Source organism: Aeromonas encheleia, from assembly GCF_900637545.1.
In the GTDB taxonomy this organism is placed as follows: Bacteria; Pseudomonadota; Gammaproteobacteria; order Enterobacterales; family Aeromonadaceae; genus Aeromonas; species Aeromonas encheleia.
On record NZ_LR134376.1, the window covers coordinates 137,568 to 154,001 of the forward strand.

A 16,434-nucleotide genomic window follows, 5' to 3' on the forward strand; every position below is an offset into this window, starting at 1 on the left:
GGCCCACCTCTCCCTGGCGGGCACCAGATCTGTAGTGGCCTCATGGGGCCCCAGGCTGTGATCGTGCTGCCTTACTGCCCCTGCCGGGGCGGATATTCCCAATATTGGGCCGGGATGCTCCTGAGCAAGGGGGTCATGTCCGGATTGACCAGCGGAATGGTCAGGCGTTGCTCCAGGTTCGCGCTGGCCAGGGCCTCGCGGACCTTGGGATTCTCCCGGAAGAACTGCATGAAGCTGCCGTCGGCGTAGGCGCGTTCCAACCCGGTCTGGATCGCCTTGGCCAGCTTGGGGGACTCGGGGCTGACGAAGAAGAACTCGGCGAAGGGGTAGCGCAGCAACAGGTGCTGCTCGATGGCGAGGTTGGGGTACTGGGCCAGCAGCTCATGGCTCTCGGCGTAGACCTCCACCAGGCCGCGGGGGAAGAAGTCGAGCTTGTCGCCGTCGTTGATGAGCCGGAACAGGTTGCTGTAACGGCCCGCGTAGGTCGGGATGCCCGCCAGCTCCAGGATCTTGTTGTCTGCCCAGCCGACGCCCTGAGCCGCCTTCATGACCTTGAGGTCGGCCAGCGAGCCGACCTGATTGAACTTCTCCTGGGCATCGCGATGGATGAAGGCGATCCTCAACCCTTCCAGGCCACGGAACAGCGGGATGGGGATGGGGATGAGGGCGGATTCGAGGGTGCTGGAGGTACCCATCCAGAACACGTTGATGGTTTTGCCCTTGCGCAGCTCTTGCTGCAGGCTGTACTGATTGAGATTGAGTTCGACCCGCTCCAGCTTGAACGGCTGACCGGCGTGGTTGAGTGCCAGTTCCAGCAGCTTGAGCTGGTATTCGTTATCGAGGTCGTTGATCGGCCGGCTGGGGACCTTGACGGTGAGAGTCTGTGCTTGTGCCAGCAACGGCAGGCACAAACACAGCTTGATGAGCCATTTCACTCTCTGCTCTCCTGATAGATTCCGGGACTTGCCCGGAGTCTATCAGAAGAATCAGGCGACGCGACGGAACACGTGGGTATCGTTGAATTCCTTGGTGCTCTGGCATTCGACGCAGAAACGGGACTCAGGGCGAGCCTGCAGTCGCTTGAGGGATATTTCGTCACCGCAGGATTCGCAGTAGCCAAATTCCCCTTCATTGATGCGTTTCAACGCCCCTTTCAGCTTGCGCAGATGCAACTTGTCGTGCTCGATGCGATTCAGCTCCAGACGGCGGGCTTCCTCGATGCTGGCACGGTCAATTTCATCAGCCATCTCGTTGGTATCGGTGGCGATGGCCTGGCTGGCTTGGGAGTTGAGACGATCTTCGAGTTCGACGATTTGTCGCTCGATCTGACCCTTGTAAAAGGCCAGTTGGTCTTCAGTCATGAAATCACACATAGCGTTTACTACCAGTCAGTTTCCCAATTTTCCCTATTTATGGGGGCTGTCTGCTTGCAGACCAAGCCCCTGTATCCCGATTTGCACCAAATCCATGCAGGAGAGTGCAAATCAGGGCGGGCCTTGTACCAAAAAAATGCAGGCATGCAAAGCAGATCGGATAAGGACTGTGCGCCCTTGCAAAAAAATGGCCCTTTTCGGACAGGCCCTGACGGAGCCTGGCCCCCTGAGCGGCCCGCCGTTGGCACTGGGCTTGCAGTGAGCTGATGGTGATACAAGGTGTTTAGTATTTGGTGCCGGCCTGGTCATTATATAGGCCATTAATTATAGTTTTTTAAACACCACCGCTTGACAAAGGCCATTATCACGGGCTTTTATGGTGCTGTTGATTACATTTTTTTAACAGGGGTGTTCCATATATTAGACACCCTTGCCAATGACAACCGTAGAGTCGGGGTTTAACATGGACAGTATCAAGGGCTGGATGGAGAGTAATCGCATCACGGAAGTGGAGTGCCTGTTTCCGGACTTCACCGGCAATGCCCGAGGCAAGATCATTCCAGCCAATAAATTTCTGCGCGAGGGGGGCATGCGGCTACCCGAGATCATCTTCACCCAGACGGTGACCGGCGAGTATCCGGATGACGACAGCATGATAGACCCGCTGGAGCGGGACATGCAGCTCTACCCCGATCCCAACACCATTCGTTTCGTGCCCTGGGCGCTGGAGCCCACCGCTCAGGTGATCCACGATTGCTTCGATATCAATGGCAAGCTGATCGACATAGCGCCGCGCTCCGTGCTGCGCCGGGTCCTGTCATTCTATGAGAAGCAGGGCTGGAAGCCGGTGGTGGCCCCCGAGCTCGAATTCTACCTGGTCAAGCGCAACGAAGACCCCGACTACCCGCTGGTGCCGCCCGTGGGTCGCAACGGCCGCCCCGAGACTGCCCGCCAGTCGTTCAGTATCGATGCGGTCAACGAATTCGACCCCATCTTCGAGGACATGTACGACTACTGCGAGGCGCAGGAGCTGGAGGTGGACACCCTGATCCACGAGTCCGGTGCCGCCCAGATGGAGATCAACTTCCTGCACGGTGACGCCATCGACCTGGCGGATCAGGTGTTCCTGTTCAAGCGCACCATGCGTGAGGCGGCGCACAAGCACGGCATCTACGCCACCTTCATGGCCAAGCCCATGAGTGAAGAGCCGGGCTCCGCCATGCACATCCACCAGAGCCTGGAGGATGCCGAGGGGAGCAACCTGTTCGGCACGGACAATGGCGGCAACACCGAGCTGTTCATGCACTTCATCGCCGGCCTGCAGAAATATACCCCGGCCGTGACCGCGCTGCTGGCACCGAACGTCAACTCCTACCGCCGCCTCACCTTCGGTGAGAGTGCGCCGCGCAACGTGCAGTGGGGCGTGGAGAACCGCACCTGCGGCCTGCGGGTGCCCTTCTCCGAGGCCAGCGCGCGTCGGGTGGAGAACCGCTTCGCCGGCGCCGATGCCAACCCCTATCTGGCACTGGCCGCGACCCTGGCCTGTGGCTACCTCGGCATGATGGAGAAGCTGGAGCCGATGCAGGAGATGAAGGCGAGCGCCTACGACCTGCCCTACAGCCTGCCCCGCTCGCTGGAGGAGTCGCTGAGCCACCTGGAACAGTGCGAGCCCATCAAGGAGATGCTGGGCGAGCGTTTCATCCGCGCCTTCGTCGCGGTCAAGCGCAAGGAATACGAGACCTACTTCGGGGTGATCAGTCGTTGGGAGCGGGAATTCCTGCTGCTGAACGTGTGATGTCGGTGCGTGCAAGGCGCACGCAACCCCGACAGGGGGAGGTCGAGGCCGGCCTCTCCCGCCGAGAGTGAAAGCACCAAACAGCAACAAACCGGGTCGCACGCCGCGCATGATGAGTGGCGGTGCAGGGCGATGAGTACCCGCCGCTCCCGTATGACGACAGCACCAAGCAGAAACAAACCGGGTCGCACGCCGCGCATTATGAGTGGCAGTGCAGGGCGACGAGTACCCGCCGCTCCCGTATGGCGATAGTACCAAGCAGCAGCAAACTGGGTCGCACACCACTCGAGGGTGGTAGTGCATGGAGGCTGATACCGGCCTTTCCCGCTCATATCGAAGGAACCGAGGAGCAAGCAATGCAGCACACCACTCGTGAGTGGCAACAACTGGATGCCAGCCATCACCTGCATCCCTTTACCGATTTTCAGGCGCTGAACAACAAGGGCAGCCGCATCATCACCAAGGCCGAGGGGGTCTATCTGGAAGACTCCGACGGGCGCCGCATCCTGGACGGGATGGCGGGCCTGTGGTGCGTCAACATGGGTTACGGTCGCCAGGAGCTGGTGGATGCCGCCACCAAACAGATGCAACAACTGCCCTATTACAACCTCTTCTTCCAGACCAGCCATCCGCCCGCTGCCGAGCTGGCGACCCTGCTGGCCGAGATCACGCCGTCTCATCTCAACCATGTCTTCTTCACCGGCTCGGGTTCAGAGTGCAACGACACCGTGCTGCGCATGGTGCGCCACTACTGGGCCAGCAAGGGGCAGCCGGACAAGCAGGTGATCATCAGCCGCCACAACGCCTACCACGGTTCCACCGTGGCGGGGGCCAGCCTGGGTGGGATGAAAGGCATGCACGCCCAGGGCGGGCTGCCGATCCCCGGCATAGTCCACATCGATCAGCCTTACCACTTCGGTGAGGGGCAGGGGGTGAGCGCCCATGAGTTCGGGCTGGAGCGCGCCCGTCAGCTGGAGCTGAAGATCCTGGAACTGGGGGTGGACAAGGTCGCCGCCTTCATCGGCGAGCCCATTCAGGGGGCCGGCGGCGTCATCATCCCGCCCGACAGCTACTGGCCCGAGATCCAGCGCATCTGTGACAAGTACGGCATCTTGCTGATCGCCGACGAGGTGATCTGCGGTTTCGGTCGCACCGGCCACTGGTTCGCCAGCGAAGACTTTGGCATCAAGCCGGATCTGATGTGCCTGGCCAAGGGCATCACCTCGGGCTATCTGCCGATGGGGGCCGTGATGGTCGGCGACAGAGTCGCCAAGGTGCTGGTGGAAGAGGGGGGCGAGTTCAACCACGGCTTCACCTATTCCGGTCATCCTGTGGCCTGCGCCGTGGCCATCGCCAACATCCAGCTTATGCAGAGGGAGAGCATAGTTAAGCGAATTCATGATAGCATTGGCCCCTATTTGCAACGTCGCTGGAGCGAGCTTGCCGATCACCCGCTGGTGGGAGAAACCCGGGGTAAAGGCCTGGTCGCCGCGTTGGAAATAGTCCAGGACAAGCAGACCAAGCGTCGCTTCCCGGCCCAGCAGCAGGCGGGGATGACCTGTCGGGAGTTCTGCTTTAACAATGGCTTGGTGATGAGGGCGGTCGGCGATACCATGATCATATCGCCCCCCTTGGTGATCACCGAGGAACAGGTAGATGAATTGGTCAAACTGGCCAGGCTCAGTCTGGATCTGACGGCTGCGAAGCTGCAGGAATAGGCTGTACCCGAGCAGGTTGGCTTACGCATACAATTTGCTTAGGAGACAAGGACTATGTCTTTTAAAACGGGAATGCTGACCGCCTCAGTGGCGCTGGTCATGGTCAGTACTGGGGCGATGGCCGATGACAAGGTACTGCACGTCTACAACTGGAGCGACTATATCGCGCCAAATACCCTGGAAGATTTCCAGAAAGAGACGGGCATCAAGGTCATCTATGACGTGTTCGACAGCAACGAGGTGCTGGAAGCCAAGTTGCTGGCAGGGAGTTCGGGCTATGACATCGTCGTGCCGTCCAACCCCTTCCTGGCCAAGCAGATCAAGGCCGGGGTGTTCCAGAAGCTGGACCGCGCCAAGCTGTCGAACTGGAAGAACCTGGACACTACCTTGCTCAAGGCGCTCGAGCCGAGTGACCCGGGCAACTTGTACTCCATCCCCTACCTGTGGGGCACCATCGGCTACGCCTACAACATCGACAAGGTGAAGGCGGTGCTGGGTGCCGATGCGCCGGTGAACTCCTGGGATCTGGTGTTCAAGCCGGAAAATATGGCCAAGTTGAAGGAGTGCGGTGTCTCCTTCCTCGACTCACCGACCGAAATGCTGCCGGCGGCCCTGCAATATCTGGGCTTCAAACCGGATAGCCAGAAGCCGGATGAGTTGAAGAAGGCGGAGGAGTTGTTCCTCTCCATCCGTCCCTATACCGCCTATTTCCACTCTTCGAAATACATTTCGGATCTGGCCAACGGCAACCTGTGCGTGGCGGTCGGTTACTCCGGGGACTTGCAGCAATCCAAGTCCAGGGCGATCGAGGCCAAGAATGGTGTCAATCTGACCTATGTGATCCCGAAAGAGGGGGCAGGCAGCTTCTTCGACATGCTGGCCATCCCGGCCGATGCGAAGAACGTGGAAGAGGCCCATGTCTTCCTCAACTATCTGATGAAGCCTGAGGTGATTGCCAAGATCTCGGATGCGGTCAGCTATCCGAGCGGGAACAAGGCCTCGGTGCCGCTGGTCTCGGAGGCGATCCGCAACGACCCGGGTATCTACCCGAGCGATGAGGTCCTGGCGAAGCTGTACGTCTTCCCGGATCTGCCGGCCAAGGTGCAGCGTCTGATGACCCGCAGCTGGACCAAGATCAAATCAGGCAAGTAAGTGACGAGTGCCCCTCCCGGTCCGCAGTTCGGCCGGGAGGGTAGTGACCACCCGAACAGGTTGGACGGCGTGTATGGATGCGCGACTGGCAAAATCACAATATGAGGACTGATCAAAGTGCACATGACCAAGATAGCAACGCTGGCCCTGACCCTGGGGTTTGCAAATCTGACCCAGGCAGCCCCTGTGGTTCATTTTTACAACTGGTCCGATTATATCGGCGAGACCACCCTCAGTGACTTTCAGCAGAAGACCGGGATCAAGACCGTCTACGACGTGTTCGATTCCAATGAGACGCTAGAGGGCAAGCTGCTGACCGGGCGTACCGGTTATGATCTGGTCGTGCCTTCCAACAATTTCCTGGCCAAGCAGATCCAGGCGGGGGCCTTCCAGAAGCTGGATCCTGCCCAACTGCCCAACATGGTCAACCTGGATCCCCTGCTGCTCAAGCAGCTCGACAAGGTGGATCCCGGCCATCAGTACGCCGTGCCCTACCTGTGGGGTACCAACGGCATCGGTTACAACGTCGACAAGGTCAAGGCGGTGCTGGGGGTCGACAAGATCGATTCCTGGGCGATCATCTTCGAGCCGGGCAACATGGAGAAGCTGTCTCATTGTGGCGTCGCCTTCCTCGATTCGGCCGATGAGATGATCCCGGCCGCCCTGAACTACCTCGGCCTCAACCCCAACAGCCATGATCCGGCCGATCTCAAGCGTGCCGAGGAGCAGTTGCTGAAGGTGCGCCCCTATGTGGCCTACTTCCACTCCTCCAAGTACATCGGCGATCTGGCCAACGGCGACATCTGCGTGGCGGCCGGCTTCTCCGGTGACATCCTGCAGGCGGCGGCCCGGGCCAACGAGGCAGGCAAGGGGATCAATATTGCCTACAGCATCCCCAAGGAAGGCGGCAATCTCTGGTTCGACATGATGGCGATCCCGGCCGATGCCACCAATGTCAAAGAGGCACACGCCCTGATCAACTATATTCTCGAGCCGCAGGTGATCGCCAAGGTGAGCGACTATGTGGGTTATGCGAACCCCAACACCAAGGCGGGAGAGTACATGGAGAAGCGCGTGCGCGATGACGAATCCGTCTATCCCCCCCAGGCGGTGCTGGAGCGGTTGTATGTGCAGGAGTCACATCCCCGTTCGGTACAGCGCCTGATCACCCGGAGTTGGACCAAGATCAAGTCCGGAACCTAACCTTGGCGCCCACCCCGGGGCGCCAGATTGTCTTTATGGATCGGCCCCGGCCGGTATCACGTGTGGGAGTTTGGTAATGGCGATAGCCTCCAGTGCCTATAAAAAAGCCCTCGAGGGCAGCCAGCAGCGTAAAGAAGTGCTGGTCAAAATAGATCGGGTAAGCAAGCAGTTCGACGAAACGCTGGCGGTCGATAACGTGTCTCTCAACATCCATAAAGGCGAGATCTTCGCCTTGCTGGGTGGCTCCGGCTCCGGCAAGTCGACCCTGCTGCGGATGCTGGCCGGGTTCGAGCGCCCCACCGAGGGACGGCTGTTCCTGGATGGCGTCGACATTACCGACATGCCGCCCTATGAACGTCCGATCAACATGATGTTTCAGTCCTACGCCCTGTTCCCCCATATGACGGTGGCGCAGAACATCGCCTTCGGCCTCAAGCAGGACGGTCTGCCCAAGGCAGAGGTCGATGCCCAGGTCGAGGAGATGCTCAAGCTGGTGCAGATGACCCAGTATGCCCGTCGCAAGCCCCATCAGCTCTCCGGTGGCCAGCGTCAGCGGGTGGCCCTGGCCCGTTCCCTGGCCAAGCGCCCCAAGTTGCTGTTGCTGGACGAGCCCATGGGGGCGCTGGACAAGAAGCTGCGCTCGCGGATGCAGCTCGAGCTGGTGGAGATCATCGAGCGGGTCGGCGTGACCTGCGTCATGGTGACCCACGATCAGGAAGAAGCCATGACCATGGCCGAGCGGATCGCCATCATGCACCTGGGCTGCATCGAGCAGATCGGCAGCCCGATGGACATCTACGAGACCCCAGCCAGTCGGCTGGTGTGCGAGTTCATCGGCAACGTCAACCTGTTTGACGGCCTGCTGGTGGAGGACGAACAGGACCACGCCACCATCGCCTGTGCGGATCTGGAGCAACCCATCTACGTGGGTCACGGCATCAGCTCCCGCGCCGAGAACAAGAAGGTGAGTTATGCCCTGCGGCCGGAGAAGCTGCTGATGAGCACCCAGAAGCCGAGCGATCTGGAGCATCCCGACTTCAACTGGACCAAGGGGCTGGTCTACGACATCGCCTATCTGGGCGGCCACTCCGTTTATCACATCCAGCTGCCCTCGGGCAAAATCGTTCAGGCTTTCATCGCCAACGCCGAACGCCACGGCAAGCGGCCAACCTGGGATGACCAGGTGTTCCTCTACTGGGAAGATGACAGCGGCGTGGTGTTGCAATCATGAAGGCATTGAGACGACTGAAGCGACTGGGCGGGCGCCAGCTGGTGATCGGCATCCCGTTCTTCTGGCTGTTCCTGTTCTTCCTGCTGCCCTTCATCATAGTGGTGAAGATCAGCTTCGCCGAAGCGGACGTGGCCATCCCGCCCTACACCGATGTGGTGAGCTGGGCCGATGACCAGCTCACCATCCTGCTCCACCTGGGCAACTACCTGCTGCTGCAGGAGGATGATCTCTACATCGCGGCCTATCTGGGCTCCCTCAAGATGGCCCTCATCAGCACCATTCTCTGCCTGCTGATCGGTTATCCCATGGCCTATTCCATCGCCCGGGCCAACAAGGAGACCCAGACCGTTCTGCTGCTGCTCATCATGATGCCGACCTGGACCGCGATCCTGATCCGGGTCTACGCCTGGATGGGGATCCTCAGCAACAACGGCCTGCTCAACAGCCTGCTGATGGGCATAGGTCTGGTTGACGAGCCGGTGCAGATCCTCAACACCAACCTGGCGGTCTACATCGGCATCGTTTACTCCTACCTGCCGTTCATGGTGCTGCCGCTCTACGCCAACCTGGTCAAACATGATCAGAGCCTGCTGGAGGCGGCCTCCGATCTCGGTGCCCGCAACCTGACTAGGTTCTGGCGGATCACGGTACCGCTCTCCAAGAACGGCATCATCGCCGGCTGCATGCTGGTGTTCATTCCCGTGGTGGGCGAGTTCGTCATCCCCGAGCTGCTCGGCGGCCCCGAGACCCTGATGATCGGCAAGGTGCTGTGGCAGGAGTTCTTCAACAACCGCGACTGGCCGGTGGCCTCCGCCCTGGCGGTGGTGATGCTGGCGGTGCTGATCGTGCCGATCATTCTGTTCAACCGTAACCAGGCCAAGGAATTGGAGGGGAAAGTATGAAGCGCTTCGGTTTTGCCAAGCTGATGCTGTGGCTGGGGCTGCTGTTCATCTACCTGCCCATGGTCATCATGGTGATCTACTCCTTCAACGCCTCCAAGCTGGTGACGGTGTGGGGAGGCTGGTCGCTGAAGTGGTACTTCGGCCTGCTCGAGAACAAGCAGCTGATAGGCTCGGTGCTGCGCTCCCTGGAGATCGCCTGCTACACCGCCATCGCCGCGGTGGCGCTGGGGACCACGGCCGCCTTCGTGCTGACCCGGATACCGCACTTCCGTGGCCGGACCCTGTTCGGTGGCCTGGTGACGGCGCCCCTGGTCATGCCGGAGGTGATCACCGGTCTGTCGCTGCTGCTGCTGTTCGTGGCCATGGCCCAGCTGATTGGCTGGCCGGCCGAGCGGGGCATGCTGACCATCTGGATAGCCCACACCACCTTCTGTACCGCCTATGTGGCGATAGTGGTGTCGGCCCGGCTGCGGGAGCTGGATCTCTCCATCGAGGAGGCGGCCATGGATCTGGGGGCCAAGCCCTGGAAGGTGTTCTTCCTGATCACCATCCCGATGATTGCGCCTTCGCTGGCGGCGGGCGGCATGATGTCGTTCGCCCTGTCGCTGGATGATCTGGTGCTGGCGAGCTTCGTCTCAGGCCCGGGCTCCACCACCCTGCCGATGGAGGTGTTCTCGGCGGTGCGACTCGGAGTGAAACCCGAGATCAACGCGGTGGCCAGCCTGATCCTGCTGTCGGTGTCGCTGTTTACCTTCGGCAGCTGGTATCTGATGGCCAAGGCGGAGAAACGCCGTCGTGCCGAGATTGCAATGACCACCCAGATGCAGGCAGTCGCCTGACCACAGGGCTGTTGACGAAGCAACGCGGCTTGCGCCAAAGCATCGACAGCCCCTAAGATCCGCATTCTCTCATCCAGCAGGAGGACAGAATGCGGATCTCCCTCTTTATCGGCCAGAGTGCCGAGTTGAACGCCGAACTGGTTCCCGGCCTGGTATCGGCCATCCACAAGCAAGCAGCGGACAGACCCCTGTGGTGCCGCTTCTCGGGCCTGGACGGTGATGAACAGAGCGACCAGCGTCATCACGGTGGCCCGGATCGGGCGCTGCATTACTATCCCGCCGATCACTATCCCTGGTGGCAGACCTGGCAAACCGCGCTGGGCTTGCCCGCACCCCGTACCCCCTGGCAACCGGCGGCCTTTGGCGAAAACCTCTCCGGCCTCGGGCTGACCGAGGCGCAGGCCTGCATCGGCGATGTCTACCGGCTCGGCGAGGCGCTTGTTCAGGTAAGCCAACCGAGATCCCCCTGTTTCAAGCTGAACCAGCGTTTTGGCTATCCGCACCTCTCGCTGGTGATGCAACTCAACGGCCGCTGCGGCTGGTTGCTCAGGGTGCTGGAGGAGGGGTGGGTTGCCCAGGACGAGGAGCTGTTGCTGGTCGACCGGCCCTATCCCGAGCTGACGGTGAAGCGCACCGCCGACATCCTGTTCAACCAGGTCCGCAACGAGGGGGAGCTGCAGCTGTTGCTGGACAATCCGGCCCTCTCCCCCAACTGGCGCCAGCATGCGGCCCACTGGCTGGAGCACGGGGTGGTGGCCGATTGGCAAAAGCGGCTGCTGGGGCCGGTCGAATTCCAGCTGCCGACGAAAGGGGTATGACACCGCGCCATGTAGCGCCGCTTGCCACGTTTTGCGCAAAGCGCTGCATTGTTGAGCGGAAAACGGCTTTTTTTCATCAGAAACAAAAAAAGGCTTGTGTCATGTCGGGGCTTTCGGTAAATTCTCGCCCCGCAGACATCGGTGTGTAGCGCAGCTTGGTAGCGCACTTCGTTCGGGACGAAGGGGTCGGAGGTTCGAATCCTCTCACACCGACCACATTAGAAAAGGCCGCTCCATGAGCGGCCTTTTCGCATTTGATATACCCCGGTTCTGTGGGGCATCTCTTCTGGATAGCCTCTTCAAATTGCCCTCCCTCTCTCAGTGCATTCCCCCTCATGCAACGACATATCCCTCGGGATGGTCACGGGCATCTGGTCCCATCCCCTTGCGCCAGGCACTCTGCTCTTCCACGGCCTTCGCCAGCGCCAGACCCTCGTCGGCGGTCTGCTGGACATGCCGTTGGGCATTCGCGTCATAGCTTCGACCCACATCGACCTAGACGCTGCCATCGAGGTGGGCGATTCCGCGAGGCGCCGTATGACCGCCTGATTTCTATGGCCTGCCAGTCGACGATACTGGCCAGCTCGAAATTCCGCGCACCGGCCGCTCGACGAGCGGCATGGGGCAGACTCGCAAGCCGAATCTAGGGCCGGTGCCGCCTCAGGCACCGGAACCCGCTGTACCAATAGCGAGACAGTGTGCGCCAGGCTCGGTTGGTTCAGTTATCAACGACTTGCGGTCAGCCACGACCAGTCGGGCGTGTCAGCTGTCTCATCCCTGTGACAGGTCCTCGTTTCAGTGGCTCGTAAGTCATTGTTTTTCCACACCACACCCATCGGCACAGGGCTTGCTATCAAGGTCTCGTCATGACGACCGGCGGTTGCAGGTGATCGTGTCGATCGGCGCCACCCGGCCACACAAGGAAAGACGTCAAAGGAGACATCGATATGTTAGTCAATAAACGATGGATGACGACGCTGGGAGCCCTGCTCACGCTAGGGCTGCTCGGCGCGACGCCGGTGCAAGCCGCTGACCCCGTTGGGGTGCAGACCACCTTGGAGGGATGCCGCAAAGACGCGGGCTTCACCTTCCCCGATGGCGGTCCCTACATTTGCCCCGACACTGACTACACCACCGGCAACCTCGGCAAGACGTGGAACGAACTCGACCTCGTTCCTTACCGCATCACGCTGCAGGCCGGCAACTCAGCCCCTGCCAACCAGACATACACCCTTGGCGTGGTGCTGGACAACGAGGATGCAAGCCGCCCCGGATATGACATCCTGTCGACCCCGGTGCTGAACCTGGCCAAGTCGAGCGCGTCCTGCCAAGCTGTCCAGTCGACGGCGCAAACACCTAAGGCGCCCGGCGTCGGTGGAACCGACGTCTCTATTTACCGGCTGATCACGGTCACACAGGCGGAAAACACCACCTGCGTCTACGACTACTACGGCCGACTGGCTCTGGGTTCGCACCTGTTCCCGGGCTCGTCGCTGCACGCCAATCTCCTGGCCGAAGACCTCGGTACGGGCGGCGCTGGCGCACGGGACGTTTCGATCCCCGTCAAGGAGATCGAGCCGCAGGAAATCTCCAAGACGATGACCGCGCACCAGGGGTCGGAGCAGACCTGGAATATCTCCAAGGGAACCGAAGATACGTTGGACTTCGGCAACGTCTGCCGCAGTGACGCGCCAGAGTCTCTTCCCGTCCAGATCACTGTCACCTGGACCAAGGCGGAGGTTATCGGCGGCAAGGTTGCGGTCAACATAGTGCTGAACGCGAAGAATCCGGCCGCGCGCACTATCACCATCGACTTGACGGACAAGCTGTACAAGGGCTCGAACAACTCTGGAGCCTTGCTCGGCACCTTCAACAAGGGTCCGTTCGATCTCGCTGCCGGCTTCAACGGCATGGTCGCCGAATTCACAGAGGAATTCGATGCGGCGACGGCGGGCAAGGTCGGTGACTGGTTGCACAACGAGGTGTCAGGGACCTATACGGATAAGGCAACTGGCATCCCGGTCCCGGGCACGACGACGGCGGTTGCGGACGCACAGATCCAGCAGGGTGCGGTCACTAATGCCTCGACGACCATCAAGGACGTGGAGGACATCGACGGCGTGGGCCTGATGTATGCAGTCGGGGCTCCGTCGTTTGGCGGCTTCCTGGATGGCTACCTCGCGGATACGCAGACTGACGGCGTGGTCACCTGGGAGGCGACCGGCCTGACAGACGGTGGCTCCATCACCTTCGACAAGGAGGTTTACCTCGACGATCCGAAGCGCGTCACGACGGGCATGCTGAGCGATATCGCCTATCTGTCCGCCTCGGACGGGTTCATTGCCCAGACCGATCAATTGCAGATACCCATCGCCTCGTCGGTGAAGGCCAAGCTCACTATCCAGAAGAGCATCCCGAGCTTCCTGGATACGGGCGAAAAACTCGAGGTGACGTTCCACATCACCCGCGCGGATGATCCGACGTTCAGCAAGACGAAGGTCATCACCTTTACCGGTGGTGGCGCGACGACAGAGTCCGTCACGGCGTGGGGCCTGGTGCCCGATCTCTACTACGTCGAGGAGCAGGGCAACATGTTCTTCGCCGCAGGCAGCGACACGGGTGAGCCCGCCAATCTGGTCGACAAGCGCGATCCAGCCGTGTACCCGAACCCCAGGCCGGTAGATCTCCGTCTCGAGGAGGGCATTGCCACGCATTGCGCGGCGACTGCCGACTTCCAGAATGAACCAGGGGATCGCCTTGCCTTGGCGCAGGTGCAGAAGACCACCGAGCCGCTACTCGAAAGCTCGGACGACGACTATGACTGGACCTTCAGTCTGTATGGTCCGGGCGGTGGCTTGCTGAGCACGCAAGTGGTTGGCGCCGGTGCAGGCTACGGCATGTTCCAGGGGGCGGGCGGCGACTTGGAGCTGCTGGCCGAGGGCACCTACACAGTCGTGGAGACGACCAAGACGGGTTGGGACCTGATCTCGGCCGATCCGGACTCGGTTCCGAAGGACCAGATCTGCGACTTTACGGTTGACTACCCCGAGGATATTGGCAAGACGTTCTCTTGCTCGTTCCTGAACCGCAAGCTCGGCAGGGCGCAAGTCCTCAAGACCATGAACGGCCTCCCCGACCTGGGCAGCTACTCGTTCATCTTCGTGCTGCGGCAGGGTGCCACACCCTCGGTTAACGGCCTGACCCTCGAGTCTATGTCGGCCAATACCGGGAACGGCGGCACTCTGGCGTTTACGACGGCGCTCGTCCCGAACCAGATCTATCAGATCTGCGAGATCATGCTGCCGGGGTGGCTCAGCAACTTCGGGACCTTCGTTCCGAATGCGTTCATGCCGCCGGATGGAGTGGTCATCAACCCGAATGTCGACAACAGTATTCTCTGTGGCAATTTCTCGGTTGGCCCGGGTGAGACGAAGGTGTTCACGATCGACAACACCCAGCCCCCGGGTGGCCGCGCGTTGACCATCGGCTACTGGAGGAACTGGGCGTCCTGTGCCAAATCCAACGGCAAGCAAGAACCCGTGCTTGATCAGACGCTGGCATCCTTTGCCGGTGGTGGGGTCTACATAGGTAACCTGTTCGTGGATACCTGCCAGGAAGCGGTACGCATCCTGAGCAAGCAGGACGTCGGGACCGGCAAGCAGAAATCGAGTGATCCGGCGTTCAACATGGCAGCGCAACTGCTTGCAGCCATGCTGAACGTGCAAGCCGGGGCCGGCCAGTGCCCGAACGCAGTCACGGCTATGGTCGCGGGCCAGGCCATTCTCAATGGACCGCCGCCTAGCTATGCGGTGAACTTCACCGGGATGGGTGATTATCCGAAGAAGGGCCAGTTCGCGACCGAGGCGAACAACCTCGCCACGACGCTGGATCAGTACAACAACAACTACCTGTGCACAGGACCGTAACGGCGTAACACCGTTGCATCCAACCGAAGGGCCCGGCGCAAGCCGGGCCCTCTTCTTATGTCTGGCGACGTGGAATCCTCAGCGAAGGTCACTTGCGCTTGGCTGCAAACCGGCGGTGACCCTGCTGCACGCGTTCGATTCATTACCCACCCTGTCCACCGTGCTAGTCGGCATGTACCAGCGAGTCAGCCACGCCTGCGTCGGTGGTGGCCGTGGTGCCAGTCAGCACACAGTTGCACTCCGGGGTACAGTATTCCCGTGATAGCCACCTTGAATGGTGTTCCCTGATTTTTGCGGTCATGCAGTTCTCTTCTGTTCACTGCCTGCGTCGTCGTTAGTTCAGTGAGCCAAGTCTTCCCGCTTGCGACGGGCTGTTCCCGTCAGCCGCTATCCTCGTTTGGCCATTGGCAGGGGCTGCCTTGTTACCCGCAGAGAGAGCCGACCCGCTCCGCCCACAGGCCATGGCTGGGCGGATCCTGGCTGGGCCTGGACCCCGCATACTGCTGATGCCCCGACACCCCGATGCTGATGGTGTGGCTGGTGGCAAGCTCTGCGACGCGCTAGTCCGAAGGCAAGCATTGGCGTCATGGCGGTGCGGTGCAGATCGTGCGGAGTCCAATGGGGGATGATGTAGTCGTCACGCCAGGACTCGTGCAGGTTTTGTTCGGGACTGAGAGGACTAAGGTGCGGATACTCTCACACCGACCAGATTAGAGAAGGCCGCTCCATAAGCGGCCTTTTCGTATCTGAAGTTTGCCTGATGCCTTCGGCAGGGTGGGGGCTCAGGCCCCGAACGCCGGCCATTAAAAGGGCCACCGCTCGGTGGCCCAGGGGTGGAGTCTGATCCTGACTCCGGCACTCTAGATTGTGGCAATCTCGTTGTGGGTCTTGTCGATGCTGCCCTCCTTGCGCCCGGGGCGCTTAATCAGATATGCCAGTGTTGATGGCGCAATGCCTTGAAGCCGTGCTGAGTTTGCAGAGCCGCATGCTTGGGGTACTCACTAATGAAATGTTCGATTCCCTCCATCAGTTGTAGACGCAACGAAGACACGGGCTCATGCCAGGCTTGCAGGCAGAGATGGCCGGGGATCAACTGCTCTTGATACTCTTCCAGCAGTTGTTCTGGCCAAGGTTCGATACCGGAATCGTGTCGCAGTAGATAATGGGCGGCGGGCTCACGGGCATAGATGAACTGAACTTGGGCCAAGTCGCGTTGGCTTAGCGTTTGACTGCCGATGTGGCAAGTCAGATATTTTCCCGTCTTCAGATCCAAGAAGTGACCGCGTTGCCGACAGGCTATGATGCGATACCAAGGCAAGGGCGAACAGAGAGAATACCCTTCCAGCTCCTGTTCCAACCAGTGGCGACACTCGGGCGTATGTACCTCGTCGAGCAGGAGCTCGATCTGTGTCAGCAAGGCTCTGGATGGTTTGGTAGCCAGCATCGCGCTCATCGTCTGCACTCCTCCCTCTGCACA

13 protein-coding genes and 1 tRNA gene are annotated in these 16,434 nt (G+C 60.4%); 10 read left to right on the forward strand and 4 right to left on the reverse strand.

Annotated elements, in window-relative coordinates:
- Window positions 1-71: 71 nt before the first annotated feature.
- A complete protein-coding gene (locus tag EL255_RS00660; protein ID WP_042654414.1) occupies window positions 72-935 on the reverse strand; it encodes a type 2 periplasmic-binding domain-containing protein in 864 nt (287 codons plus the stop codon).
- 51 nt (window positions 936-986) lie between these two features.
- Window positions 987-1,373: a TraR/DksA family transcriptional regulator gene (locus EL255_RS00665; RefSeq protein WP_042654413.1), complete on the reverse strand. Its 387-nt coding sequence runs from the start codon at window positions 1,371-1,373 to the stop codon at window positions 987-989.
- Between the two features lie 463 nt (window positions 1,374-1,836).
- Here EL255_RS00665 and EL255_RS00670 point away from each other — a divergent pair, with 463 nt between their 5' ends.
- From EL255_RS00670 to EL255_RS00710, 9 genes are all read left to right on the forward strand, one after another.
- Window positions 1,837-3,168, forward strand: a complete 1,332-nt coding sequence (locus tag EL255_RS00670; protein ID WP_042654412.1) for a glutamine synthetase family protein — start codon at window positions 1,837-1,839, stop codon at window positions 3,166-3,168.
- 356 nt (window positions 3,169-3,524) lie between these two features.
- Complete coding sequence (locus EL255_RS00675; RefSeq protein WP_042654411.1) at window positions 3,525-4,886, forward strand: aspartate aminotransferase family protein; 1,362 nt, start codon at window positions 3,525-3,527, stop codon at window positions 4,884-4,886.
- A gap of 54 nt (window positions 4,887-4,940) precedes the next feature.
- A complete protein-coding gene (locus EL255_RS00680; RefSeq protein ID WP_042654410.1) occupies window positions 4,941-6,038 on the forward strand; it encodes an extracellular solute-binding protein in 1,098 nt (365 codons plus the stop codon).
- 123 nt (window positions 6,039-6,161) lie between these two features.
- A complete protein-coding gene (locus EL255_RS00685) occupies window positions 6,162-7,241 on the forward strand; it encodes a polyamine ABC transporter substrate-binding protein (protein WP_232018890.1) in 1,080 nt (359 codons plus the stop codon).
- A gap of 76 nt (window positions 7,242-7,317) precedes the next feature.
- Complete coding sequence (potA, locus tag EL255_RS00690; protein WP_033129005.1) at window positions 7,318-8,472, forward strand: polyamine ABC transporter ATP-binding protein; 1,155 nt, start codon at window positions 7,318-7,320, stop codon at window positions 8,470-8,472.
- The gene (locus tag EL255_RS00695) at window positions 8,469-9,374 is read left to right on the forward strand and encodes an ABC transporter permease subunit (protein WP_042654408.1); all 906 of its coding nucleotides are present in this window, start codon (window positions 8,469-8,471) and stop codon (window positions 9,372-9,374) included. The genes potA and EL255_RS00695 overlap by 4 nt, the downstream gene beginning before the upstream one ends.
- On the forward strand, window positions 9,371-10,213 hold the full coding sequence (locus tag EL255_RS00700) for an ABC transporter permease subunit (protein ID WP_042654407.1): 843 nt from the start codon (window positions 9,371-9,373) through the stop codon (window positions 10,211-10,213). The genes EL255_RS00695 and EL255_RS00700 overlap by 4 nt, the downstream gene beginning before the upstream one ends.
- Window positions 10,214-10,302: 89 nt before the next feature.
- Window positions 10,303-11,031 (forward strand): MOSC domain-containing protein, encoded by a 729-nt coding sequence (locus tag EL255_RS00705; protein ID WP_042654406.1) that lies wholly within the window; start codon window positions 10,303-10,305, stop codon window positions 11,029-11,031.
- Between the two features lie 139 nt (window positions 11,032-11,170).
- Window positions 11,171-11,247: transfer RNA gene (locus EL255_RS00710), tRNA-Pro, on the forward strand.
- Window positions 11,248-11,364: 117 nt separating this feature from the next.
- On the opposite strand, the gene EL255_RS21290 is transcribed toward EL255_RS00710, so the two are convergent.
- Window positions 11,365-11,520 carry a hypothetical protein gene (locus EL255_RS21290; protein WP_157013113.1) on the reverse strand — a complete coding sequence of 52 codons (156 nt, stop codon included), beginning with the start codon at window positions 11,518-11,520 and terminating at the stop codon, window positions 11,365-11,367.
- A 458-nt stretch (window positions 11,521-11,978) separates the two neighbouring features.
- Between EL255_RS21290 and EL255_RS00715 the strand changes: the two genes are divergently transcribed.
- A complete protein-coding gene (locus EL255_RS00715) occupies window positions 11,979-14,957 on the forward strand; it encodes a hypothetical protein (RefSeq protein ID WP_048823175.1) in 2,979 nt (992 codons plus the stop codon).
- A gap of 925 nt (window positions 14,958-15,882) precedes the next feature.
- On the opposite strand, the gene EL255_RS00720 is transcribed toward EL255_RS00715, so the two are convergent.
- The gene (locus EL255_RS00720) at window positions 15,883-16,410 is read right to left on the reverse strand and encodes an AbiTii domain-containing protein (protein ID WP_042654404.1); all 528 of its coding nucleotides are present in this window, start codon (window positions 16,408-16,410) and stop codon (window positions 15,883-15,885) included.
- Window positions 16,411-16,434: the final 24 nt, after the last annotated feature.

Coding starts and splice junctions, on each gene's coding strand:
- EL255_RS00665 (WP_042654413.1), bottom strand. CDS start 1,373: ATGTGTGATTTCATGACTGAAGACCAACTGGCCTTTTACAAGGGTCAG.
- EL255_RS00670 (WP_042654412.1), top strand. CDS start 1,837: ATGGACAGTATCAAGGGCTGGATGGAGAGTAATCGCATCACGGAAGTG.
- EL255_RS00675 (WP_042654411.1), top strand. CDS start 3,525: ATGCAGCACACCACTCGTGAGTGGCAACAACTGGATGCCAGCCATCAC.
- EL255_RS00680 (WP_042654410.1), top strand. CDS start 4,941: ATGTCTTTTAAAACGGGAATGCTGACCGCCTCAGTGGCGCTGGTCATG.
- EL255_RS00685 (WP_232018890.1), top strand. CDS start 6,162: ATGACCAAGATAGCAACGCTGGCCCTGACCCTGGGGTTTGCAAATCTG.
- potA (WP_033129005.1), top strand. CDS start 7,318: ATGGCGATAGCCTCCAGTGCCTATAAAAAAGCCCTCGAGGGCAGCCAG.
- EL255_RS00695 (WP_042654408.1), top strand. CDS start 8,469: ATGAAGGCATTGAGACGACTGAAGCGACTGGGCGGGCGCCAGCTGGTG.
- EL255_RS00700 (WP_042654407.1), top strand. CDS start 9,371: ATGAAGCGCTTCGGTTTTGCCAAGCTGATGCTGTGGCTGGGGCTGCTG.
- EL255_RS00705 (WP_042654406.1), top strand. CDS start 10,303: ATGCGGATCTCCCTCTTTATCGGCCAGAGTGCCGAGTTGAACGCCGAA.
- EL255_RS00715 (WP_048823175.1), top strand. CDS start 11,979: ATGTTAGTCAATAAACGATGGATGACGACGCTGGGAGCCCTGCTCACG.
- EL255_RS00720 (WP_042654404.1), bottom strand. CDS start 16,410: ATGAGCGCGATGCTGGCTACCAAACCATCCAGAGCCTTGCTGACACAG.